Source organism: Bradyrhizobium sp. 521_C7_N1_3, assembly GCF_052075975.1.
GTDB lineage: Bacteria > Pseudomonadota > Alphaproteobacteria > Rhizobiales > Xanthobacteraceae > Bradyrhizobium > Bradyrhizobium japonicum.
Window position 1 is genome coordinate 10,132,803 of sequence record NZ_CP197232.1, and the last position, 18,949, is coordinate 10,151,751.

13 protein-coding genes are annotated in these 18,949 nt (G+C 65.0%); 12 read left to right on the forward strand and 1 reads right to left on the reverse strand.

Features of this window, described 5'->3' with window-relative positions; all coding sequences use genetic code 11:
- The first annotated feature begins 154 nt into the window (after positions 1 to 154).
- The 3 genes from sthA to AB7008_RS48045 all read left to right on the forward strand — a co-directional run bounded on the left by sthA (position 155) and on the right by AB7008_RS48045 (position 4,576).
- Positions 155 to 1,546, forward strand: a complete 1,392-nt coding sequence (gene sthA, locus AB7008_RS48035; protein ID WP_441261296.1) for a Si-specific NAD(P)(+) transhydrogenase — start codon at positions 155 to 157, stop codon at positions 1,544 to 1,546.
- 270 nt (positions 1,547 to 1,816) lie between these two features.
- Positions 1,817 to 3,052: an LLM class flavin-dependent oxidoreductase gene (locus AB7008_RS48040; RefSeq protein ID WP_304492113.1), complete on the forward strand. Its 1,236-nt coding sequence runs from the start codon at positions 1,817 to 1,819 to the stop codon at positions 3,050 to 3,052.
- 150 nt (positions 3,053 to 3,202) lie between these two features.
- A complete protein-coding gene (locus tag AB7008_RS48045) occupies positions 3,203 to 4,576 on the forward strand; it encodes a cytochrome P450 (RefSeq protein WP_441261134.1) in 1,374 nt (457 codons plus the stop codon).
- Positions 4,577 to 4,857: 281 nt separating this feature from the next.
- On the opposite strand, the gene AB7008_RS48050 is transcribed toward AB7008_RS48045, so the two are convergent.
- Positions 4,858 to 5,697 carry an SDR family NAD(P)-dependent oxidoreductase gene (locus AB7008_RS48050; protein ID WP_441261135.1) on the reverse strand — a complete coding sequence of 280 codons (840 nt, stop codon included), beginning with the start codon at positions 5,695 to 5,697 and terminating at the stop codon, positions 4,858 to 4,860.
- A 179-nt stretch (positions 5,698 to 5,876) separates the two neighbouring features.
- On the opposite strand from AB7008_RS48050, the gene AB7008_RS48055 reads away from it, so the two are divergent.
- From AB7008_RS48055 to AB7008_RS48095, 9 genes are all read left to right on the forward strand, one after another.
- Positions 5,877 to 6,842, forward strand: a complete 966-nt coding sequence (locus tag AB7008_RS48055; protein WP_441261136.1) for a sensor histidine kinase — start codon at positions 5,877 to 5,879, stop codon at positions 6,840 to 6,842.
- Between the two features lie 206 nt (positions 6,843 to 7,048).
- Positions 7,049 to 8,785 (forward strand): putative bifunctional diguanylate cyclase/phosphodiesterase, encoded by a 1,737-nt coding sequence (locus AB7008_RS48060; protein ID WP_441261137.1) that lies wholly within the window; start codon positions 7,049 to 7,051, stop codon positions 8,783 to 8,785.
- A 268-nt stretch (positions 8,786 to 9,053) separates the two neighbouring features.
- Complete coding sequence (locus AB7008_RS48065; protein WP_248880548.1) at positions 9,054 to 10,496, forward strand: sigma-54 interaction domain-containing protein; 1,443 nt, start codon at positions 9,054 to 9,056, stop codon at positions 10,494 to 10,496.
- Between the two features lie 345 nt (positions 10,497 to 10,841).
- Entirely contained in the window at positions 10,842 to 12,026 is a 1,185-nt protein-coding gene (locus tag AB7008_RS48070; protein WP_354113292.1) for a substrate-binding domain-containing protein, read from the forward strand.
- Positions 12,027 to 12,089: 63 nt separating this feature from the next.
- Positions 12,090 to 12,854, forward strand: coding sequence for an ABC transporter ATP-binding protein (locus AB7008_RS48075; RefSeq protein ID WP_441261138.1), 765 nt, complete (start codon positions 12,090 to 12,092; stop codon positions 12,852 to 12,854).
- Positions 12,851 to 13,573 (forward strand): ABC transporter ATP-binding protein, encoded by a 723-nt coding sequence (locus AB7008_RS48080; protein WP_014491076.1) that lies wholly within the window; start codon positions 12,851 to 12,853, stop codon positions 13,571 to 13,573. Before AB7008_RS48075 ends, AB7008_RS48080 begins: the two co-directional genes overlap by 4 nt.
- Complete coding sequence (locus tag AB7008_RS48085) at positions 13,570 to 14,580, forward strand: branched-chain amino acid ABC transporter permease (RefSeq protein WP_014491075.1); 1,011 nt, start codon at positions 13,570 to 13,572, stop codon at positions 14,578 to 14,580. The genes AB7008_RS48080 and AB7008_RS48085 overlap by 4 nt, the downstream gene beginning before the upstream one ends.
- Positions 14,577 to 15,662 carry a branched-chain amino acid ABC transporter permease gene (locus AB7008_RS48090; protein ID WP_028149341.1) on the forward strand — a complete coding sequence of 362 codons (1,086 nt, stop codon included), beginning with the start codon at positions 14,577 to 14,579 and terminating at the stop codon, positions 15,660 to 15,662. Before AB7008_RS48085 ends, AB7008_RS48090 begins: the two co-directional genes overlap by 4 nt.
- 175 nt (positions 15,663 to 15,837) lie before the next feature.
- Positions 15,838 to 18,948: a bifunctional diguanylate cyclase/phosphodiesterase gene (locus AB7008_RS48095; RefSeq protein WP_441261139.1), complete on the forward strand. Its 3,111-nt coding sequence runs from the start codon at positions 15,838 to 15,840 to the stop codon at positions 18,946 to 18,948.
- The last annotated feature ends 1 nt before the right edge of the window (position 18,949 follow it).

Consider the following 18,949-nt stretch of genomic DNA (forward strand, 5'->3'; position numbering starts at 1 on the left):
CGCGAGCTTTCAGCGATTTATTTGCGCGCAAAACTCGCAGATCGGCGTCATTGGTGCGATTACCTCCGAGGTAGGACTTGCTTTCCCCTTGCCGCTTTGGCCCGATTGCTGCATGGCAATTCCCGCTGGTTTTGCGGGCTCGGAAGTCTTCCGGATGTACGACTACGACATGGTGGTGATCGGCTCGGGCCCGTCGGGGCGCCGGGCCGCGGTGCAATGTGCCAAGCTCGGCAAGGCCGTGCTGGTGGTGGAGAAGGGCCGGCGGGTCGGCGGCGTCTCGGTCCATACCGGGACGATTCCTTCAAAGACCCTGCGCGAGACCGTGCTCAATCTCTCCGGCTGGCGCGAGCGCGGCTTTTACGGCCGCTCCTACAAGGTGAAGCAGGACATCGCGGCGAGCGACCTGATGATCCGTCTGCAGAAGACGCTCGACCATGAGGTCGAGGTGCTGGAGCATCAGTTCAGCCGCAATCTGGTGCGCACCGCCAATGGCGAGGCGCGGCTGGTCTCACCGCACGAGGTCGAGATCACGAGCTCAATTGGCGAGGTAAAGGTGGTGTCGGCCGCCTTCATCCTGATCGCCTGCGGCACGCGCCCGTTCCGTCCCGACTACGTGCCTTTCGACGGCACCACCGTGCTCGACAGCGACGAGATCATCGAGCTGCCAAAGCTGCCGCGCAGCCTGGCTGTGATCGGCGCCGGCGTGATCGGCGTCGAATACGCCACCATCTTCAGCGCGCTCGACGTACCGGTGACCCTGATCGAACCGCGGCCGACCTTCCTCGATTTCATCGACAAGGAATTGATCGACGAATTCGTGCACGAGCTGCGCGACCGCAACGTCGCGCTGCGGCTCGGCGCCAAGGTCAACTCGATCGAGAAGACTGCGCAGGGCGGCATCGTCACGCATTTGTCCGACGGGCGGCACGTCACCACGGAAATGCTGCTGTTCGCGGCGGGGCGCGTCGGCGCGACCGACCGGCTCAACTTAGAGGCCGCCGGCATCGTCGTCGATCATCGCGGCCGCATCTCCGTCGATCCCGTGACCTTGCAGACCAGCGTGCCGCACATCTACGCCGCCGGTGACGTGATCGGCTTTCCGAGCCTTGCTTCCACCTCGATGGAGCAGGGACGCGTCGCCGCCTGCCACGCGCTCGGCATGGAGCCGCTCGCGCGGCCGGAGTTCTTCCCCTACGGCATCTATTCGGTGCCGGAGATATCGACCGCAGGGCTGACCGAAGAAGAGGTGCGCACGCGCGGCATTCCCTACGAGGTCGGCATCGCACGTTTCCGCGAGACCTCCCGCGGCCACATCATGGGGCTGAACAGCGGCATGATGAAGATGATCTTCTCGACCAAGACACGCCGGCTGCTCGGCGTGCACATCCTCGGCGAAGGCGCCACCGAGCTGATCCATATCGGCCAGGCCGTGCTGAACCTCAAAGGCACCATCGACTATTTCATCCAGAACACGTTCAACTATCCGACGCTGGCGGAGGCGTACAAGATCGCCGGGCTGGACGCGTGGAACAGGATGACGCGGTGATGTTCTCTTCGCCCTCTTCTCGTCATGCCTGGGCTTATCCCGGGCATCCACGTTCTTCGTAGCGCCGCAAAGGTCGTGGATGGCCGGGACAGACCCGGCCATGACGGTGTGGAAGCGTCTGCACGCAAGAATCGGGAGAAGGAGAACAGAGCGGTCTTCGCTGCGCATGCCTGCATTCCGCCGCGCGGGACACCGCGCGATTGCGTTCGCTATCGCCAGCACGTAGCCTCATCGCCTCAACAAACAGAAAATTCAGCCGGAGAGAACGCCATGGCGCGCCTGAAGTTCGGAGCCTTCCTTGCCCCGCATCACCCGATCGGGGAGCATCCGATGCTGCAGTTCCGGCGCGATCTCGACCTGGTCGAGCAACTCGACGCGCTCGGTTATGACGAGTTCTGGTGCGGTGAGCATCATTCCTCCGGCTGGGAGATGATCGCCTCGCCCGAGATGTTTCTGGCCGCGGCCGGCGAGCGCACCAAGCGGATCAAGCTCGGCACCGGCGTGGTGTCGCTGCCCTATCATCATCCCTTCAACGTCGCCCAGCGCATGGTGCAGCTCGACCACATGACCGGCGGCCGCGCCATTTTCGGCTCCGGCCCCGGCGCGCTGGCGTCGGACGCGCACACGCTCGGCATCGACCCGATGACGCAGCGCGACCGCCAGGACGAGGCCATCGGCGTGATCCGCCGCCTGTTCAACGGCGAGCGCGTCACCGCCAGGAGCGACTGGTTCACCATGAACGACGCCGCGCTCCAGATCCTGCCCTTGCAGGAGGAGATGCCGTTCGTGGTGGCCTCGCAGATCTCTCCCTCGGGCATGACGCTCGCCGGCAAATACGGCATCGGCATCATCTCGCTGGGCTCGATGACGACGCAGGGGTTGATGTCTCTGCAACAGCAATGGCAGTTCGCCGAGGACGCCGCCAAGAAGCACGGCACCAAAGTGGATCGGGCGAACTGGCGCGTGCTGCTGACCTGGCACCTCGCCGAGACCCGCGAGCAGGCCCGCCGCGAAGCCGGCGCCGGCCTGATGCGCTGGCACAACGAATATAATGTCGGCACGCTGCAGCGGCCGGGCCTGACGGCATTCGCCTCGCCCGACGAGGCCGTGGACAAGACCGCTTTCGTCGACGGTGCGGCCTCCGTGATCGGTACGCCCGACGACCTCGTCAAGATGATCAAGAACGTGATGCAGGTGTCGGGCGGCGTCGGCGCCGTGATCGGCTTCGTGCACGATTGGGCCAATCCCGAGAATACCCGCCGAAGCTGGGACCTGGTGGCGCGTTACGTCGTGCCGGAGATCAACGGCTATATCGACGGACTGCGCAAGTCGCAAAAGTTCGTGATCGAGAACCGTGCGATCTTCGAACGCGCCGGGCAGGCGGTGATGGCGAAGATCATGGAGAACGAGAAGGCTGCAGAGGCACTGAAGGTGACCGGCGCCGGCCGCGTCGCCATTCCCGCCGTCAACGCCCCGGATTTGCAGAAGGAAGCGGCGAAGCGGTAGGCCCGTCGGAATTACGCTTGTAACGACGTTCACAAGGACGTTCATAAGAAAGACATACCGGCCTGTGCTATGCTGACCCCGGTCAGCTGGCGCGGGCCGCAGTCATCTGTGTTCGCGCGGCTGTTCGGTCGGTCAACCGGAGCAATCGTCATGTCGATGCAGAATGTCGTCCCTGCGCTTCCGTTCATCGCCCCCAGGCGCAACGAGCTGACGCACATCCCCGGCGACGAGGGCTGGCCGATCATCGGCAAAACCTTTCAGGTGCTCGCCGACCCCAAGGGACATATCGAGGCGAACGGCGCCAAATACGGCCCGGTCTACCGCACCCATATTTTCGGCGAGACCAATGTCGTGCTGCTCGGCCCCGAGGCCAACGAGCTCGTGCTGTTCGACCAGCAGAAGCTGTTCTCCTCGACGCACGGCTGGAACAAGGTGCTCGGCCTGTTGTTCCCGCGCGGTCTGATGCTGCTCGATTTCGACGAGCACCGGCTGCACCGCAAGGCGCTGTCGGTCGCGTTCAAGTCGGGGCCGATGAAGTCGTACCTGAGCGATCTCGACCGCGGCATTGCCGCGCGCGTCGCGCAGTGGAAGGCGAAGCCTGGCGAGATGAAGCTCTATCCGGCGATGAAGCAGCTCACGCTCGACCTCGCGGCGGCGTCGTTCCTCGGCGCCGATATCGGGCCGGAGGTCGACGAGATCAACCGCGCGTTCGTCGACATGGTCGCGGCCGCCGTCGCCCCGATCCGCCGGCCGCTGCCGGGCACGCAAATGGGCGCCGGCGTGAAGGGACGCAAGCGCATCGTCGCCTATTTCCGCGAGCAGATCCCGCTGCGACGCGGCAATCACGGCGGCGACGATCTGTTCTCGCAACTCTGCCGCGCCACCCACGAGGATGGCGCCCTGCTCTCCGAGCAGGACATCATCGACCATATGAGCTTCCTGATGATGGCGGCGCACGACACGCTGACCTCGTCGCTGACCTCCTTCATCGGCGAGCTCGCCGCCAATCCGGACTGGCAGGATAGATTGCGCGCGGAGGTTCTTGCGCTGGAGCTCGCACCGGGTTCGCCGAGCAGCTTCGACGACCTCGAAAAAATGCCGCTGTCGGAGATGGCGTTCAAGGAGGCCCTGCGGATCAAGCCGCCAGTGCCGTCGATGCCGCGCCGCGCGATGCGCGATTTCACCTTCAAGGGCTTTACGATTCCGGCCGGCACCGCCGTCGGCATCAATCCGCTCTACACCCACCACATGAAGGACATCTGGCCGGAGCCGGATCGCTTCGATCCCTTGCGCTTCACCGAGGAAGCCCAGCGCAACCGGCATCGCTTCGCCTGGGTGCCGTTCGGCGGCGGCGCGCATATGTGCCTCGGCCTGCACTTCGCCTACATGCAGGCAAAATGCTTCGCGCGGCACTTCCTGCAGAACATCGAGGTGTCGCTGGAGCCGGGCTACAAGCCGGACTGGCAGATGTGGCCGATCCCGAAGCCGCGGGATGGGTTGAGGGTGCGGGTGAAGGCGGTGTAGGCACCGCTCTCGTGTCCCGGGCGCGCTGCAGCGCGTAGCGCTGCTGCGCAGAGCCGGGACCCAGAATCTTGCGACACCGTCCGCTCGGAGAGATGGGCCCCGGCTCTGCAGCGCACCGCTGAAGAAGCGCTGCGCTGCGTCCGGGGCGCGAGACCTGCCGCGAGCGCTGGTCTCGTAGGGTGGGCAAAGGCGCGCAGCGCCGTGCCCACGATTCCTCGCGAAGAGAGAATTGGTGGGCACGCTTCGCTTTGCCCACCCTACGGCACTGTCGCCTGCCGCTTCTACGCCCCCTGATCGAACGCCTTGCGCATGGCGACGTAGCCCTGCTGCTGCTGGCTCCAGTTGCGGCCGCCGGTGACGGCGCCGTCGACGACGAGATCGTGTCCGTTGACGAAGCTGGATTCGTCGCTCGCCAGAAACACCGCGGCCTGCGCGATGTCATCGGGGAGGCCCGCGCGCGGGATCGGCTGTGCTGTCTTGAAGACCTCGCGCATCATGGCGGGCGTCGCCTCTGCCGCATCGGTCGTGAGCCCCAGCGCCTTGCCGAAAATGCCGGTCGCGATCGCGCCGGGCGAGATCGAGTTGACGCGCACGTTGGACTCGCCGAGCTCCATCGCTACGCATTTGGTGAGATGGATCACCGCCGCCTTGGCCGCACCGTAGACGACCGAGGAGGAAAAGCCGGCAAGACGGCCTGCGATGCTGCCATTGTTGATGATGCTGCCAGACCCCTGCTTCTTCATGACGGGCGCGGCGTGCTTCATGCCGAGCATGACGCTGCGCACCAGGGTCGCCATCGCCGCGTCGAACCGCTCGACATCGAGGCCTTCGATGCCCCCGGTCTGCGCCGGGCCGCCGGCATTGTTGAACAGGCAGTCGATCCGGCCGAACTTCTCCACCGCGAGTGCGATCAGCGCCTGCATCTGCGCTTCGACCGTCACGTCGGTCTGGCGAAAGATGCAGGCGGCCCCGAGCTGCTTCGCCAGCGCCTCGCCTTCCGCTATGCGCCGCCCCGCGATCACAATTTTGGCACCTTCGGCAACGAAGACTTCCGCGGTACGCAAGCCGATCCCGCTCGTCGCGCCTGTAATCACCGCAACCTTGCCATCCAGCCTACCCATGGAATGCTCCTGTTCTCGAATGATTTGATGCCAAATGGCGGGCGCCGATCGATTTCGGCGCCGCGACAGTCACTATTCCTGCCGGTCCGCGACAAGGCAAGCTTTGCTTGTGCATGCGACATGCGTAACATTCCCGCTCCTTTCTCGATTTACGCGCGCATAGCGCAACCGGGCCGGGCATGGAGAAGCTGATCGACGAATTCCGCAAGGGCTGGCAGGGCGTTGCGCCGCCATCGCTCGCTCTGAGCCTCGGCTTCGCGGTCGCCTGCCTGCTGGTTGCGACGGTCGCGCGCTGGGGTCTCGCGCATGTGCGGCCCGACGTCTACTTCACCCCGTACTTTCCGGCCGTGTTCTTTGCCGCCGCATTCGGCGGCTTGCGGATCGGCATCATCACCGCGCTGGTCGGCGGCGTGCTCGGCGTCGTCGTCAATTTCAGCGACGCTTTTGCCGATCGCTCAAGGTTCACCTTGCTGACCCTTTATTGGGGCGTCTCCGCACTCACCATCTGGGGCGTCGAGCATTATCGCGGGATGCTGGCGGAACAGCGCCGGATCTCCAAACGCCTGATCGAGGAAGAAGAATACCGCAAGCTGCTGGTCGACGAGCTCCAGCACCGGCTGAAGAACAAGCTGTCGACCGCGCACGCCGTGCTGCACCAGGTGCTGCACGACCAGCCGCAGGTCTGGGCCCGGATCGATCCGCGGCTACGGTCGCTGGCCGCAACCGACGATCTGATCTCGCGGATCGACAAGGGCGGCTGCGATATCCGCGATCTCCTGATCGCGGAGCTCGGACCTTACGGCCATGTCCGCTTCACGCTCAACGGCGACCGCCTGTTCCTGCCGCCGAAGCTCGCCGTCACGCTGTCGCTGATGTTTCACGAGCTCGCCACCAACGCGGGCAAATATGGCGCGTTCTCCGCGCCGCGCGGATTATTGCAGGTGTCGTGGACCGTCAGCGGCGACCGTCTGACCGTCACCTGGGACGAAACCGAGGGCCCGAGCATCGACAAGGTCTCCGAGCCCGGCTTCGGCACGAAGCTGCTGAAGTCGGCGCTGTCGGCTTTCGACGGCAAGTCCGAGGTCTCGTATCTCAAGACCGGCCTGCATTGCATCATGCAATGCCGCATCCCGCAGAACGGTTAGACGCGATACGAGCGCAAGCGACGCACGCTCCGCTCGCAGTTTCGCTGCGCGCGTTGACGCTCCGTTAATGACGATGGGTCGGGCGCGTCGCATCGCCGCAAAACACTCCCGTATTTCTCCGTACCCCTTAACCAAACCTAAGAGGGAACTGCGCAAGATCGCGTCCATTGCAAAGGCGCGCTGAAACAACAAGATTCATGACTTCTATGAACGACAACAGATATTCCGGCGCGAGTGAAGCCGAACTCGGATTTCTCAAGGAAATCGTTAGAATGCTGCCTGCCGGTCTGACCGTGCAGGATGCGCAGGGCGAGCTTCTCCTGGTTAACGATGTCGCGGCCGCCCAGCTCGGCATGGACGGCAGCCGTCCGTCGCCCGATCTGAAGCCGCGCCGGGAAGCCTGCCAGCGGGCACTGAGGTCCGGCGAGGCGGTCATCTCCGAGGAAGCGCTCCACGACGGAGCTGCACGCCAGGTGCTGCTGACCACCCATCGCCCCGTCCGCGTCGCCGGGCGCGAGCTGCTGATCTCGGCGTCCTCCGACATCACCGAACAGAAGAATTTCGAGGACCAGCTGTTCCGCTCGGCCTATTTCGACGAGCTGACCGGCCTGCCCTCGCGACGCGTGATCGAGCATCGCGCCGGCAGCCTGCTCGCGCGCGACGGCAAAGGCGAGCGGTTCGCGCTCGCCTTTCTCGACGTCGACAATTTCAAGCACATCAACGACTATTACGGCCACGCCGTCGGCGACGCGCTGCTGGTCGAGCTGTCGAAGCGGCTCGGGCGCGACCTGCGCGATTCCGACATGCTGTCGCGCATCTCCGGCGACGAATTCCTGCTGCTGCTCTCCCCGATCCAGAGCCAGGAGGAAGTCGCCGAATTCATGCAAGCGACGCTGGAGCGGCTGACCGCACCGTTCTTCATCGACAATTCGGAGGTCTTCGCCTCCACCTCCGTCGGCGTCAGCCTCTATCCCGACCATGGCCGCAGCTTCGAGACGCTGCGCCAGAACGCCGACATTGCGATGTACCGCATCAAGAACAACGGCAAGGGCTCGGCGGCCTTCTTCGACGCCAGCATGGAGCGCGAGGCGCTGGCGCGGATGAAAATCGAGCAGTCGCTGCGGCTCGCCATCCTCGAAAAGCGCTTCTGCTGCGCGTTCCAGTCCAAGGTCGACATCCGCACCCAGGCCGTGACCGGCATCGAGGCATTGGTGCGCCTGCGCGACGACGAGGGCGTGATCCAGGCGCCGGGCTCGTTCATCAACCTTGCCGGCGAATTGGGTCTGATCGACGAGCTCACCCATCTCGTGCTTGCCGAGATCGTCAAGTCGATCGACCTGATCAACGACAGCTTCGGGGCGAAAGCGACCATCAGCATCAACGTCGCCGCCAAGCAGGCCGGCAACCCCGAATTCATGCGCAGTTTCGCGCGAGCGCTGGACGAGACCGGCTTTCCGCAGCGCTTCATGATCGAGCTGACCGAAGAGGCCTTCGTCGCCAAGAATCATTTCCAGGCCGAGATCCTGCCGATGTTCCGCAAGCTCGGCGTCGGCATCTCCATCGACGATTTCGGCACCGGCTATTCCTCGCTCTCGGCGCTCGCCGACATCACCGCCGACGAGATCAAGATCGACCGCTCGTTCATCACCGACATCCATAAGCGTCCGCGCAGCCAGGGCATCCTGCGCGCGATCGAATCCCTGAGCGAGGCGCTCGGCATGACCGTGATCGCCGAAGGTCTCGAATCCTACGAGGAGCTGGCCTATCTGCAGGCCGCGACCAAGATCCGCTACGCGCAAGGCTATTATTTCGCCCGGCCGATCTTCCTGGAGGAGCTCAAGCTCGCCACGCCAGCCTCCAGCGAAGCCCGCCCCGGCGTGTCCAGCCGCCCGACGCAGCAGAACCGCCAGGGCTATTCGCGGGCGAGCGGGTATCGGCGGTAGGCCGACAGCGGCGCAGCACATACAGCTGTCGTCCCGGGGCGCGCGAAGCGCGAGCCCGGGACCCATAACCACAGGGAGGAGTGCGACGCGAGGCTCCCACTCCGAGTCTTCGCCAAATCTTGTCCTGGGGGTATGGGTCCCGGGTTCGCTTCGCGCCCCGGGACGACGATTGAGGGCGCGGCCGGCAGCGTTAACCCCGTCACACCGATTCCCCTTTGAAATCGCTACGCTTTTGGTAAGAAACAGGCGGACCTCCCCGAGGCACGCCATGTCACCATCCTCTGTCAACGTCAGCGATCCCGCCTATGTCCGCGCGCGGGCGATGGTGACGCTGTTCGAGCGGCTGGAGCATCTGTGCGAGGGCGCGATCGCGATCGACCGCGGCGGGCGGGTGATCTACGTCAACGAGAAATATCTGGCATCGCTCGGCCTCAAGCACACCACCGAAGCGATCGGCCGGCCGATCGAGGAGATCATCCCGAACAGCCTGATGCGGAACGTCGCCGAGAGCGGCGAGCCGATCCTGCTCGACATCATGGAGCTCGGCGGCGAGCAGCTCGTGGTGACGCGGATGCCGATCGAGGACGAGGACCGCAACGTCATCGGCGCGATCGGCTTCGTGCTCTACGATCATCTCGAGAGCCTCAAGCCGCTGCTCGCCCGCGTCACCCAGCTCGAGAGCGATCTGCGGCTGGCGCGGCGGCAATTGTCCAACGCCCGCGCGGCGCGCTTCACCCTTGCCGATTTCGTCGGCACGACACCGGCGATCGCGCAGGCCAAGGAGTTCGCCAGGCGCGCGGCACGGCAGAGCGTGACCGTGCTGCTCACCGGCGAGACCGGCACCGGCAAGGAGCTGCTGGCGCAGGCGATCCACAATGCGTCCTCGCGCGCGGAAAGACCGTTCGTCAGCGTCAATGTCGCGGCGATCCCGGAAACGCTGATCGAGTCCGAATTCTTCGGCACTGCGCCTGGCGCCTATACCGGCGCCGATCGCAGGGGGCGCGAGGGCAAGTTCCGGATCGCCGATGGCGGCACGCTGTTCCTCGACGAGATCGGCGAGATGCCGCTGCAATTGCAGGCCAAGCTGTTGCGCGTGCTGCAGGAGCGCGAGATCGAGCCGCTCGGCTCGGACAAGATCAGCAAGGTCGATGTGCGCGTCATTGCCGCGACCAATGTGGACTTGCGCAAGCGCGTCAGCGACGGCGCCTTCCGCGCCGATCTCTACTACCGCCTCAACGTGCTCTCGATCGACCTGCCGCCTCTGAGAAAATGCCTCGACGACCTGCCCGACATCTGCGCGCGGCTGATCGAGGACATCAGCGCCTCCGGCGACTTCCTCAATGCCAGGATCACGCCGAGCGGATTGTCGGCGCTCGCGCGCTACGACTGGCCCGGCAACGTCCGCGAGCTCCGCAACATTCTGGAACGCGCACTGATCCTCAGCGATTCCGGTCGCCTGACCGGCGACGATTTCGTTCACATCCTGCCGGTCAGCGCGGATGCCGGCCCCGGACCGGCGCCGCAGATGACCGGCTCAGTCGTCCCCTATGCCGAAGCCGAGGCGGAGTTCGAGAAGCAGACGCTCGAGCATGCGCTCGCCGCCAGCAACGGCCAGATCTCGGAAGCCGCGCGGATGCTGCGCATCTCGCGCGCGACATTCTACAAGAAGCTCGCCAAGTTCGGACTGGCGTCCGGATCGCCGCCTGTCTGACTTTCGAGACGGCACGTGTCCGGAGTCTCGGACTCCTGACACCATCATATCGGCACTCGCCTGTGGCATTCTCGCATGATCGGCCGCATTTTCAGGCATTCCGCGCAAAGCTCCGGATCTGGCGCAGGGCTTGCTCTGAGGCGGCCCGAGGAAACGCAAGGGCTGATGTGAAGCCGGGGGATCGTTAACGCGAACTCGTCGCGAGCCTGCGACGATCCGGCACGCGCACGTCAAGAGACTGTCACATGCGCCTCGTGCAAGCTCCGCCGGAAGGTGGAATTGCAATGTATGCACACTTGTGCAAATCGCTGTGATCAAGGCAGTTCATTCAAGGAGGAAATCATCGTGCGTCGATCACTCATTCTCACGGCAGCCATCCTCGGCCTGGCCGCGAACACCTCCGCGCAGGCCGACGACCTCAAGGTCGCGCTGATCTACGGCAAGACCGGCCCGCTCGAAGCCTATGCCAAGCAGACCGAAACCGGCCTGCAGATGGGTTTTGAGTACGCCACCAAGGGCACCATGATGCTCGACGGCCGCAAGATCGTCGTCATCACCAAGGACGACCAGGGCAAGCCGGATCTGTCGAAGGCCGCGCTCGCGGAAGCCTATCAGGACGACAAGGCCGACATCGCGATCGGCACGACCTCGTCGGCCGCGGCGCTCGCCATCCTGCCCGTCGCCGAGGAGAACAAGAAGATCCTGATCGTCGAGCCCGCGGTCGCGGACCAGATTACCGGTGAGAAGTGGAATCGCTACATCTTCCGCACCGCGCGCAACTCCTCGCAGGACGCGATCTCGAACGCGGTCGCGATCGGCAAGCAGGGCGTCACCGTGGCGACGCTGGCGCAGGACTACGCCTTCGGCCGCGACGGCGTCGCCGCCTTCAAGGAGGCGCTCGCCAAGACCGGCGCGACACTCGCCGCGGAAGAATACGCCCCGACCAACACCACCGACTTCACCGCGGTCGGCCAGCGCCTGTTCGACGCGCTGAAGGACAAGCCCGGCCGCAAGGTGATCTGGGTGATCTGGGCCGGCGCCGGCAATCCGCTGGCGAAACTCCAGGACATGGACCCGAAGCGCTACGGCATCGAGCTCTCGACCGGCGGCAACATCCTGCCGGCGCTCGCGGCGTATAAGGGCCTGCCCGGCATGGAAGGCGCCACCTATTACTACTACGAGATCCCGAAGAACCCGGTGAACGACTGGCTGGTCGCCGAGCACCAGAAGCGCTTCAACGCGCCGCCGGACTTCTTCACCGCGGGCGGTTTCGCCGCCGCGATGTCCGTCGTCGCCGCCGTCACCAAGGCGAAGTCGACCGACACCGAGAAGCTGATCACGGCGATGGAAGGCCTGGAGTTCGACACGCCGAAGGGCAAGATGGTGTTCCGCAAGGAGGACCATCAGGCGCTGCAGAGCATGTATCACTTCAAGGTCAAGGTCGATCCGAACGTCGCCTGGGCCGTGCTCGAGCCGGTGCGCGAGCTGAAGATCGAGGACATGGACGTTCCGGTCCGCAACAAGCGCTGATGTCAAACCTCCTCTCCCCGCACCGGCGGGGAGAGGCTTCTTCCCTTTTCCAGAGTTATCCTGATGGCCCTGACGCTAGAGACGCGCGACCTCACCATCCGCTTCGGCGGCCATGTCGCGGTCAACAACGTCACCTGCACGTTCCGCCCGGGCGAGCTCACCGCCATCGTCGGGCCGAACGGCGCCGGCAAGACCACCTATTTCAACCTGATCTCGGGCCAGCTGCGCGCTTCACACGGCAGCATCCTGTTCGACGGCACCGACATCACCCAGCAATCCGCACCCCTGCGCACCCGCGCTGGCCTCGGCCGCGCCTTCCAGCTCACCAATCTGTTTCCGAACCTCACGGTCGAAGAGAACGTCCGCCTTGCGGTGCAGGCGGCCAGCGGCACCCATTACGACATGCTGCGGCCCTGGATGGTCCGCCGCGACCTGATCGCCCGCGCCGATGCCATCCTCGACCAGGTCGCACTCGGCAATCGCCGCGGCGTCGCCGCCACTGCGCTGTCGCATGGCGACCAGCGCAAGCTCGAGGTGGCGCTGATGATCGCGCTCGAACCCAAAGTGTTCATGTTCGACGAGCCGACCGCGGGCATGAGCATCGACGAGGTGCCGGTCGTGCTGAACCTGATCGCGCAGCTCAAGCAGGACAAGAGCAAGATCATCCTCCTCGTCGAGCACAAGATGGACGTGGTGCGCTCGCTCGCCGACCGCATCATCGTGCTGCACAACGGACAACTTGTCGCCGACGGGCCGCCGGCGGAGGTGATCGCCTCGCCGATCGTGCAGGAAGCCTATCTCGGCGTTGCTCCAAAGAGTGCCGCATGACCGATCTGCTCAAACTATCCGGCGTGCACACGCATATCGGCCGCTACCATATCCTCCAGGGCATCGACCTCGCGGTCCCGCAGGGCCAGACCACCATGCTGCTCGGGCGCAACGGCGCCGGCAAGACCACGACGCTGCGCACCATCATGGGCCTGTGGCAGGCCTCCAGCGGCGAAATCACGCTCGCAGGCGAGCGCATCGAGAGCCGCGCCACGCCCGACATCGCGCGGCTCGGCGTCGGCTACGTGCCGGAGAGCATGGCGGTGTTTTCCGACCTCACGGTAAAGGAAAACCTGGTGCTGGCAGCGCGCGACGGGCCGCTCGACGATACCCAGCTCGACTGGATCTTCGGCTTCTTCCCCGCGCTGCGCCGGTTCTGGCTGTCGCGCGCCGGAAGCCTCTCGGGCGGGCAGAAGCAGATGTTGTCGATCGCGCGCGCCATCGTCGAGCCGCGCAAGCTGCTGCTGATCGACGAGCCGACCAAGGGGCTGGCGCCCGCGATCGTCATGGCGCTGATCGAGTGCCTGAAGGAGATCAAGCGCAAGGGCGCGACGATCCTGCTGGTCGAACAGAATTTCTTCGCCGCTCGCGAGCTCGGCGACAACGTGCTGGTCATGGACAACGGCACCATCGTCCATCGCGGCGAGATGGCGGCGCTCGCCGCCGACGTGCCGCTGCAGGAGCGGCTGCTCGGCCTGAGCCTGGAGGCGCATCAGTGACTGAACTCGCCGCAAATGATCCGCTGCCGAAGCCGAAGCGCGATCTCGCGCCGATCCTGCTGCCGATCGCGCTGGCGCTTGCGATGATTCCCCTGGTGGGGTCACCCAGCACCTGGCTGACGCTGACCGCCGCGAGTCTCGCCATGGGCATGATGATCTTCATCATGGCCTCGGGGCTGACGCTGGTGTTCGGCCTGATGGACGTGCTCAATTTCGGCCATGGCGCCTTCATCGCCGTCGGCGCCTATGTCGCGACCCTCGTGCTGGCGCCATTCGCGGCCTCGATGCAGGCGGATTCGCTGTGGATGAACCTCGCAGTGCTGGCACCGGCAGCGCTGCTGTCGATGGCAGTGTCCGGCGCGCTCGGCCTGGTCGTCGAGCGCGTGCTGATCCTGCCCGTCTACGGCCAGCATCTGAAGCAGATTCTGATGACGACGGGCGGCCTGATCGTCGCCGAACAGACGCTCTATGCGCTGTGGGGGCCGCAGATCATCCCGATGCCGCTGCCGACATCGCTGCGAGGCTCCTTCATCCTCGGCGACGTCGCGATCGCCAAATACCGCGTGCTGGCGATGCTGATCGGGCTTGCCGTCTTCATCGCGATCCAGCTCGTGCTCAACCGCACCAAGCTCGGCCTCCTGATCCGCGCCGGCGTCGAGAACCGCGAGATGGTCGAGGCGCTCGGCTATCGCATCCGCCGGCTGTTCCTCGGCGTGTTCATGACGGGATCGGCGCTCGCCGGCCTCGGCGGCGTGATGTGGGCACTCTATCGCGAGCAGGTCCACGCCTCCATGAGCGACGACCTCACCGTCTTGATTTTCATCGTCGTCATCATCGGCGGCCTCGGCTCGATCGGTGGCTGTTTCATCGGCGCCATCCTGGTCGCGATGGTGGCCAATTACGGCGGCTTCCTGGTGCCAAAACTCGCCCTCGTCTCCAACATCCTGCTGATGGTCGCCATTCTGATGTGGCGGCCGCGCGGCCTCTATGCGGTGACCAGCCGATGATGCTCCTGTCGGGCGATCCGCCGAAGAGCCGCGTGCTCACGTTACTCCTCATCGTCATCATCCTGGCGCTGGCGGCGACGCCGTTCCTGTTTCCCGGCGCCAAGGCCCTGAACGTCGCGGCCAAGATCTGCGTCTTCGCTGCGCTCGTCGCCTCCTACGACCTCCTGCTCGGCTATACCGGCTCGGTGTCTTTCGCCCACACCATGTTCTACGGCATCGGCAGCTACGCCATCGCGATCGCGCTATACGGGATGGGTCCGAACTGGGCCGCGGTCGCAACCGGCATCGTCGTCGGCCTGCCGCTCGCGGCGCTGCTCGCGCTCGCGATCGGCCTGTTCTCGCTGCGGGTCGCTGCGATCTTCTTTGCCATGATCACGCTCGCGGTTGCCTCCGCCTTCCAGGTGCTGGCCTCGCAGCTCTCCTGGCTGACCGGCGGCGAGGACGGGCGCAGCTTCCAGCTGCCGGAGTTGCTGCGGCCCGGCACGGTGCTGATCTCCAAAAACCTGTTCGGATTCGAGATCAACGGCCGCATCCTCACCTTCTACCTGGTGTTCGCCGTCTCGGCCCTGATGATCCTCGCTCTGTTGCGCGTCGTGAACTCGCCGTTCGGACGCGTGCTCCAGGCGATCCGCGAGAACCGCTTTCGCGCCGAGGCGCTCGGCTTTCGCACCGTCTTCCACCTGACCTACGCCAACTGCCTCGCCGCGCTGGTCGCCGCCAGCGCCGGCATTTTGAACGCGCTGTGGCTGCGCTATGCCGGCCCCGACACCTCGCTCAGCTTCTCGATCATGCTCGACATTCTGTTGATGGTGGTGATCGGCGGGATGGGCACGATCTACGGCGCGATCATCGGCGCCACCATCTTCATCCTCGCCCAGAACTATCTGCAATCGCTGATGGGCGTCGCCTCCAAGGCGGCGAGCGAAGCCGGCCTGCCGTTGCTGCCGGGGCTGTTGCATCCCGACCGCTGGCTGCTGTGGCTCGGGCTGCTGTTCATCGCCAGCGTCTACTTCTTCCCGACCGGCGTCGTCGGACGTCTGCGCAATGCCGGCCGCGACAAGAGCGCGGGCGCCTCGCATTAAGCCGGCATTAATGATGCAGCGCAGCGGTTGTGATGGACGCGGCACAACCGCGACGTGATTCTCGCCCTACTGCATACGGGTGCGACTACACAACCGGATTAATGCTTAGGTAACTGGCTTTCCTAAGGTTTGCGCCATTTGTGCGGTGTATTCCTGTCCTTCCAGGGAGGGGGGAATGCGCCAGGTCTTTTCCACGGCGACAGCCGGAATGTCATCAGCCGCGACCAACGGCTGGGCGGCCTTGGCGCGGCGTGGTCCTGTCCTGTGGCTGACCCTGTGCGGCGTATTGCTGGTCGCCGGGATCTTCGCCGTGACCGCCATGGCCGTCGGCGAATTCCGCGAACGCACCCTGGCCAACCGCGAGCGCGAGCTGGAAAACACGGTGCAGCTGATCGCGCGGCACTTCGATCAGCAATTCCAGGATTCCGACGTCGTCGCCGCCGACCTGATCGGGCAGATGAACCTGCCGGAGATCACCTCGCCGGCGATGTTCCGCGAGCGCATGTCCGGGCTCACGACGAACCAGATGCTGCGGAGCAAGATCAGCTCCGTCTCCTATCTCGGCGACATCGCGATCTACGATGCCGACGGCGAGCTGATCAACTGGTCGCGGGCCCAGCCGCTGCCCAAGATCAACGTCTCCTCGCGCGCCTATTTCCAGACGTTCAAATCCGATCCGATGGCCGAACCGGTCATCCTGGAATCGGTCCGCAGCTTCATCATCGGCAAATGGACCACGATCGTCGCGCGGCGGCTGAGCGGCGCGGACGGCACCTTCCTCGGCGCCATGGTCCGGCGGATTGATCCGGACAGCTACCAGCAGTATTTCGCATCTGTCGCGCTTGCCGAGGGTACGGCGATCTCGCTGTTCGATCGCGAAGGCAAGATGCTGGCGCGCTATCCGCATGTCGAAGAGCTGATCGGCAGGAATTTCAAGGACGCGCCGCTGATGCGCAAGATGCTGGCCGAGGGCGGCCGGCACACGCTGCGCGTCAAGGGTCCGATCGACGGCGAGGACCGCCTCGGCTCGGGGGCCTCGCTGTCGCATTTCCCGCTGGTCATCGTCGCGACCAACACCACGAGCGCCGCGCTGGCCGACTGGCGTCAGCAGACCGGCTTCATGGTCACCACGGCAACGCTTTCGGCGATCGTGATCGCGTTGATCCTCTTCCTGATCATCCGCCAGATCAGCCGGCAGAACCGGGAAGCCCAGGAGCGGATCGAAGCGGAACGGCTGCGGCTCGACACCGCCCTGAACAACATGTCGCAAGGGCTGATCCTGTACGACGCCGCCGGATTTATCGTCACCTGCAACCGCCGCTACTCCGAGATGTTCGGCCTGTCCCACGACGTCATCAAGCCCGGTTGTCACATCCGCGAGGCGATGCAGCATCGCAAGGAGCGTGGCGCGTTCGGCGGCGACGTCGAGACGTTTTGCGCCGATGTGATGCGGGTCGTCGCCGAGGGCAAGGTTTCCAGCAGGATCCATGAACTGCCCAACGGCCGCGCCTTCCAGGTCATCAACACCCCGCTGGCGCAGGGCGGATGGGTCGCCACGATCGAGGAAATCACCGAGCGGCGCAATCTGGAGCAGGAACGCGACCGCAACTATATGTTCCTGCGCGAGATCATCGATCACATCCCCTCGCAGATCACGGTGAAGGATGCCCTGACGCGGCAATATCTGCTGGTCAACCGGACCGCCGAGGAGCAGTTCGGCCAGTCGGGTGACGTCATCGTCGGCAAGACTCCTTTCGACATGTATCCGGAGGCCGCCGCCAGGATCGTCACCGACGACGACAGCAAGGCGCTGCAGGCGCCGGGGGGATTGTTCAAGGACGAGCACGCCTGGCAGAGCCAGACCAAGGGACCGCGCTACATCACCTCGACCCGGATCGGCATTCGCGACAAGTCCGGCGAGCCGCGCTACCTCATCAGCGTCGTCGAGGATGTCACCGAGCGGCGGCGCGCCCATGAGAAGATCGCGCATATGGCGCATTACGATGCGCTGACCGACCTGCCGAACCGCGCGCTGTTCCGCGAACAGATCGAACGCGAGCTGGCGAAGGTCGCCGGCGGCGAGCAGTTCGCGCTGCTCTATATCGACGTCGACGAATTCAAGGGCATCAATGATTCGCTCGGCCATCACGTCGGCGACGAGCTGCTGAAGGCGATCGCGATCCGCCTGCGCGGTTGCCTCAAGAAGAGCGACCTGATCGCACGGCTCGGCGGCGACGAATTCGCCGTGATCCAGAGCGGAATCCAGTCCTCTGCGGATGTGCTGTCATTCGTGACGCGGATCTACGAGGCGATCCGCCAGCCCTATCACTGCCTCGGCCATCAGCTCTCCACCGACGCCAGCATCGGCATCGCGCTGGCGCCGCAGGACGGGACCGACCTCGACCAGCTGATCAAGCACGCCGATCTTGCGATGTACGGCGCCAAGGCCGAAGGACGCCGCACCCATCGTTTCTTCGAGCCGGCGATGGATGCGAGCGCCAAGGCGCGCCTGACCATGGAGCAGGATCTGCGCCAGGCGTTGGTGAACGGCGGCTTCGAGATCCACTACCAGCCGCTGGTCGACCTGCGCACCAACGACGTGTCGGGCTGCGAAGCGCTGCTGCGCTGGCGGCATCCCGAACGCGGCTGGGTGTCGCCGGCGGAGTTCATTCCGATCGCCGAGGATACCGGGCTGATCAACGAGCTCGGCGACTGGGTGCTGCGCATGGCCTGCAACGAGGCCGCGACCTGGCCGGCGCATGTGCGGATTGCGGTCAACGTCTCGCCGGTGCAGCTCAAATGCGACACGCTGGCGCTGCGGATTGCCGGCGCACTTGCCGCCTCCGGGCTCGCTCCCTCCCGGCTCGAGCTCGAAATCACCGAGGCCGTGCTGATCCGCGACGACGAGGCCGCGCTCTCGATCCTGCATCAGCTCCGTGCCATCGGCGTGCGCATCGCGCTCGACGATTTCGGCACCGGCTATTCCTCGCTGAGCTATCTGAAGCGCTTCCCGTTCGACAAGATCAAGATCGACCGCTGCTTCGTCGCCGACATCGCGGAGACCAGCGGCGCGCCCGTGATCGTGCAGGCGGTGGTGAACATCGCCGCGGCGAGCCACATGACCACCGTCGCCGAGGGCGTCGAGACCGAGGCGCAGCGCGAGATGCTGCGCGCGCTCGGCTGCACGGAGATGCAGGGTTATCTGTTCAGCAAGCCGAAGCCGGCCGCCGAGGTGCGAAAGCTGTTCGGTCCGAACGATGCCGCGCCGGTGGCGGCGGTGGCCTGAG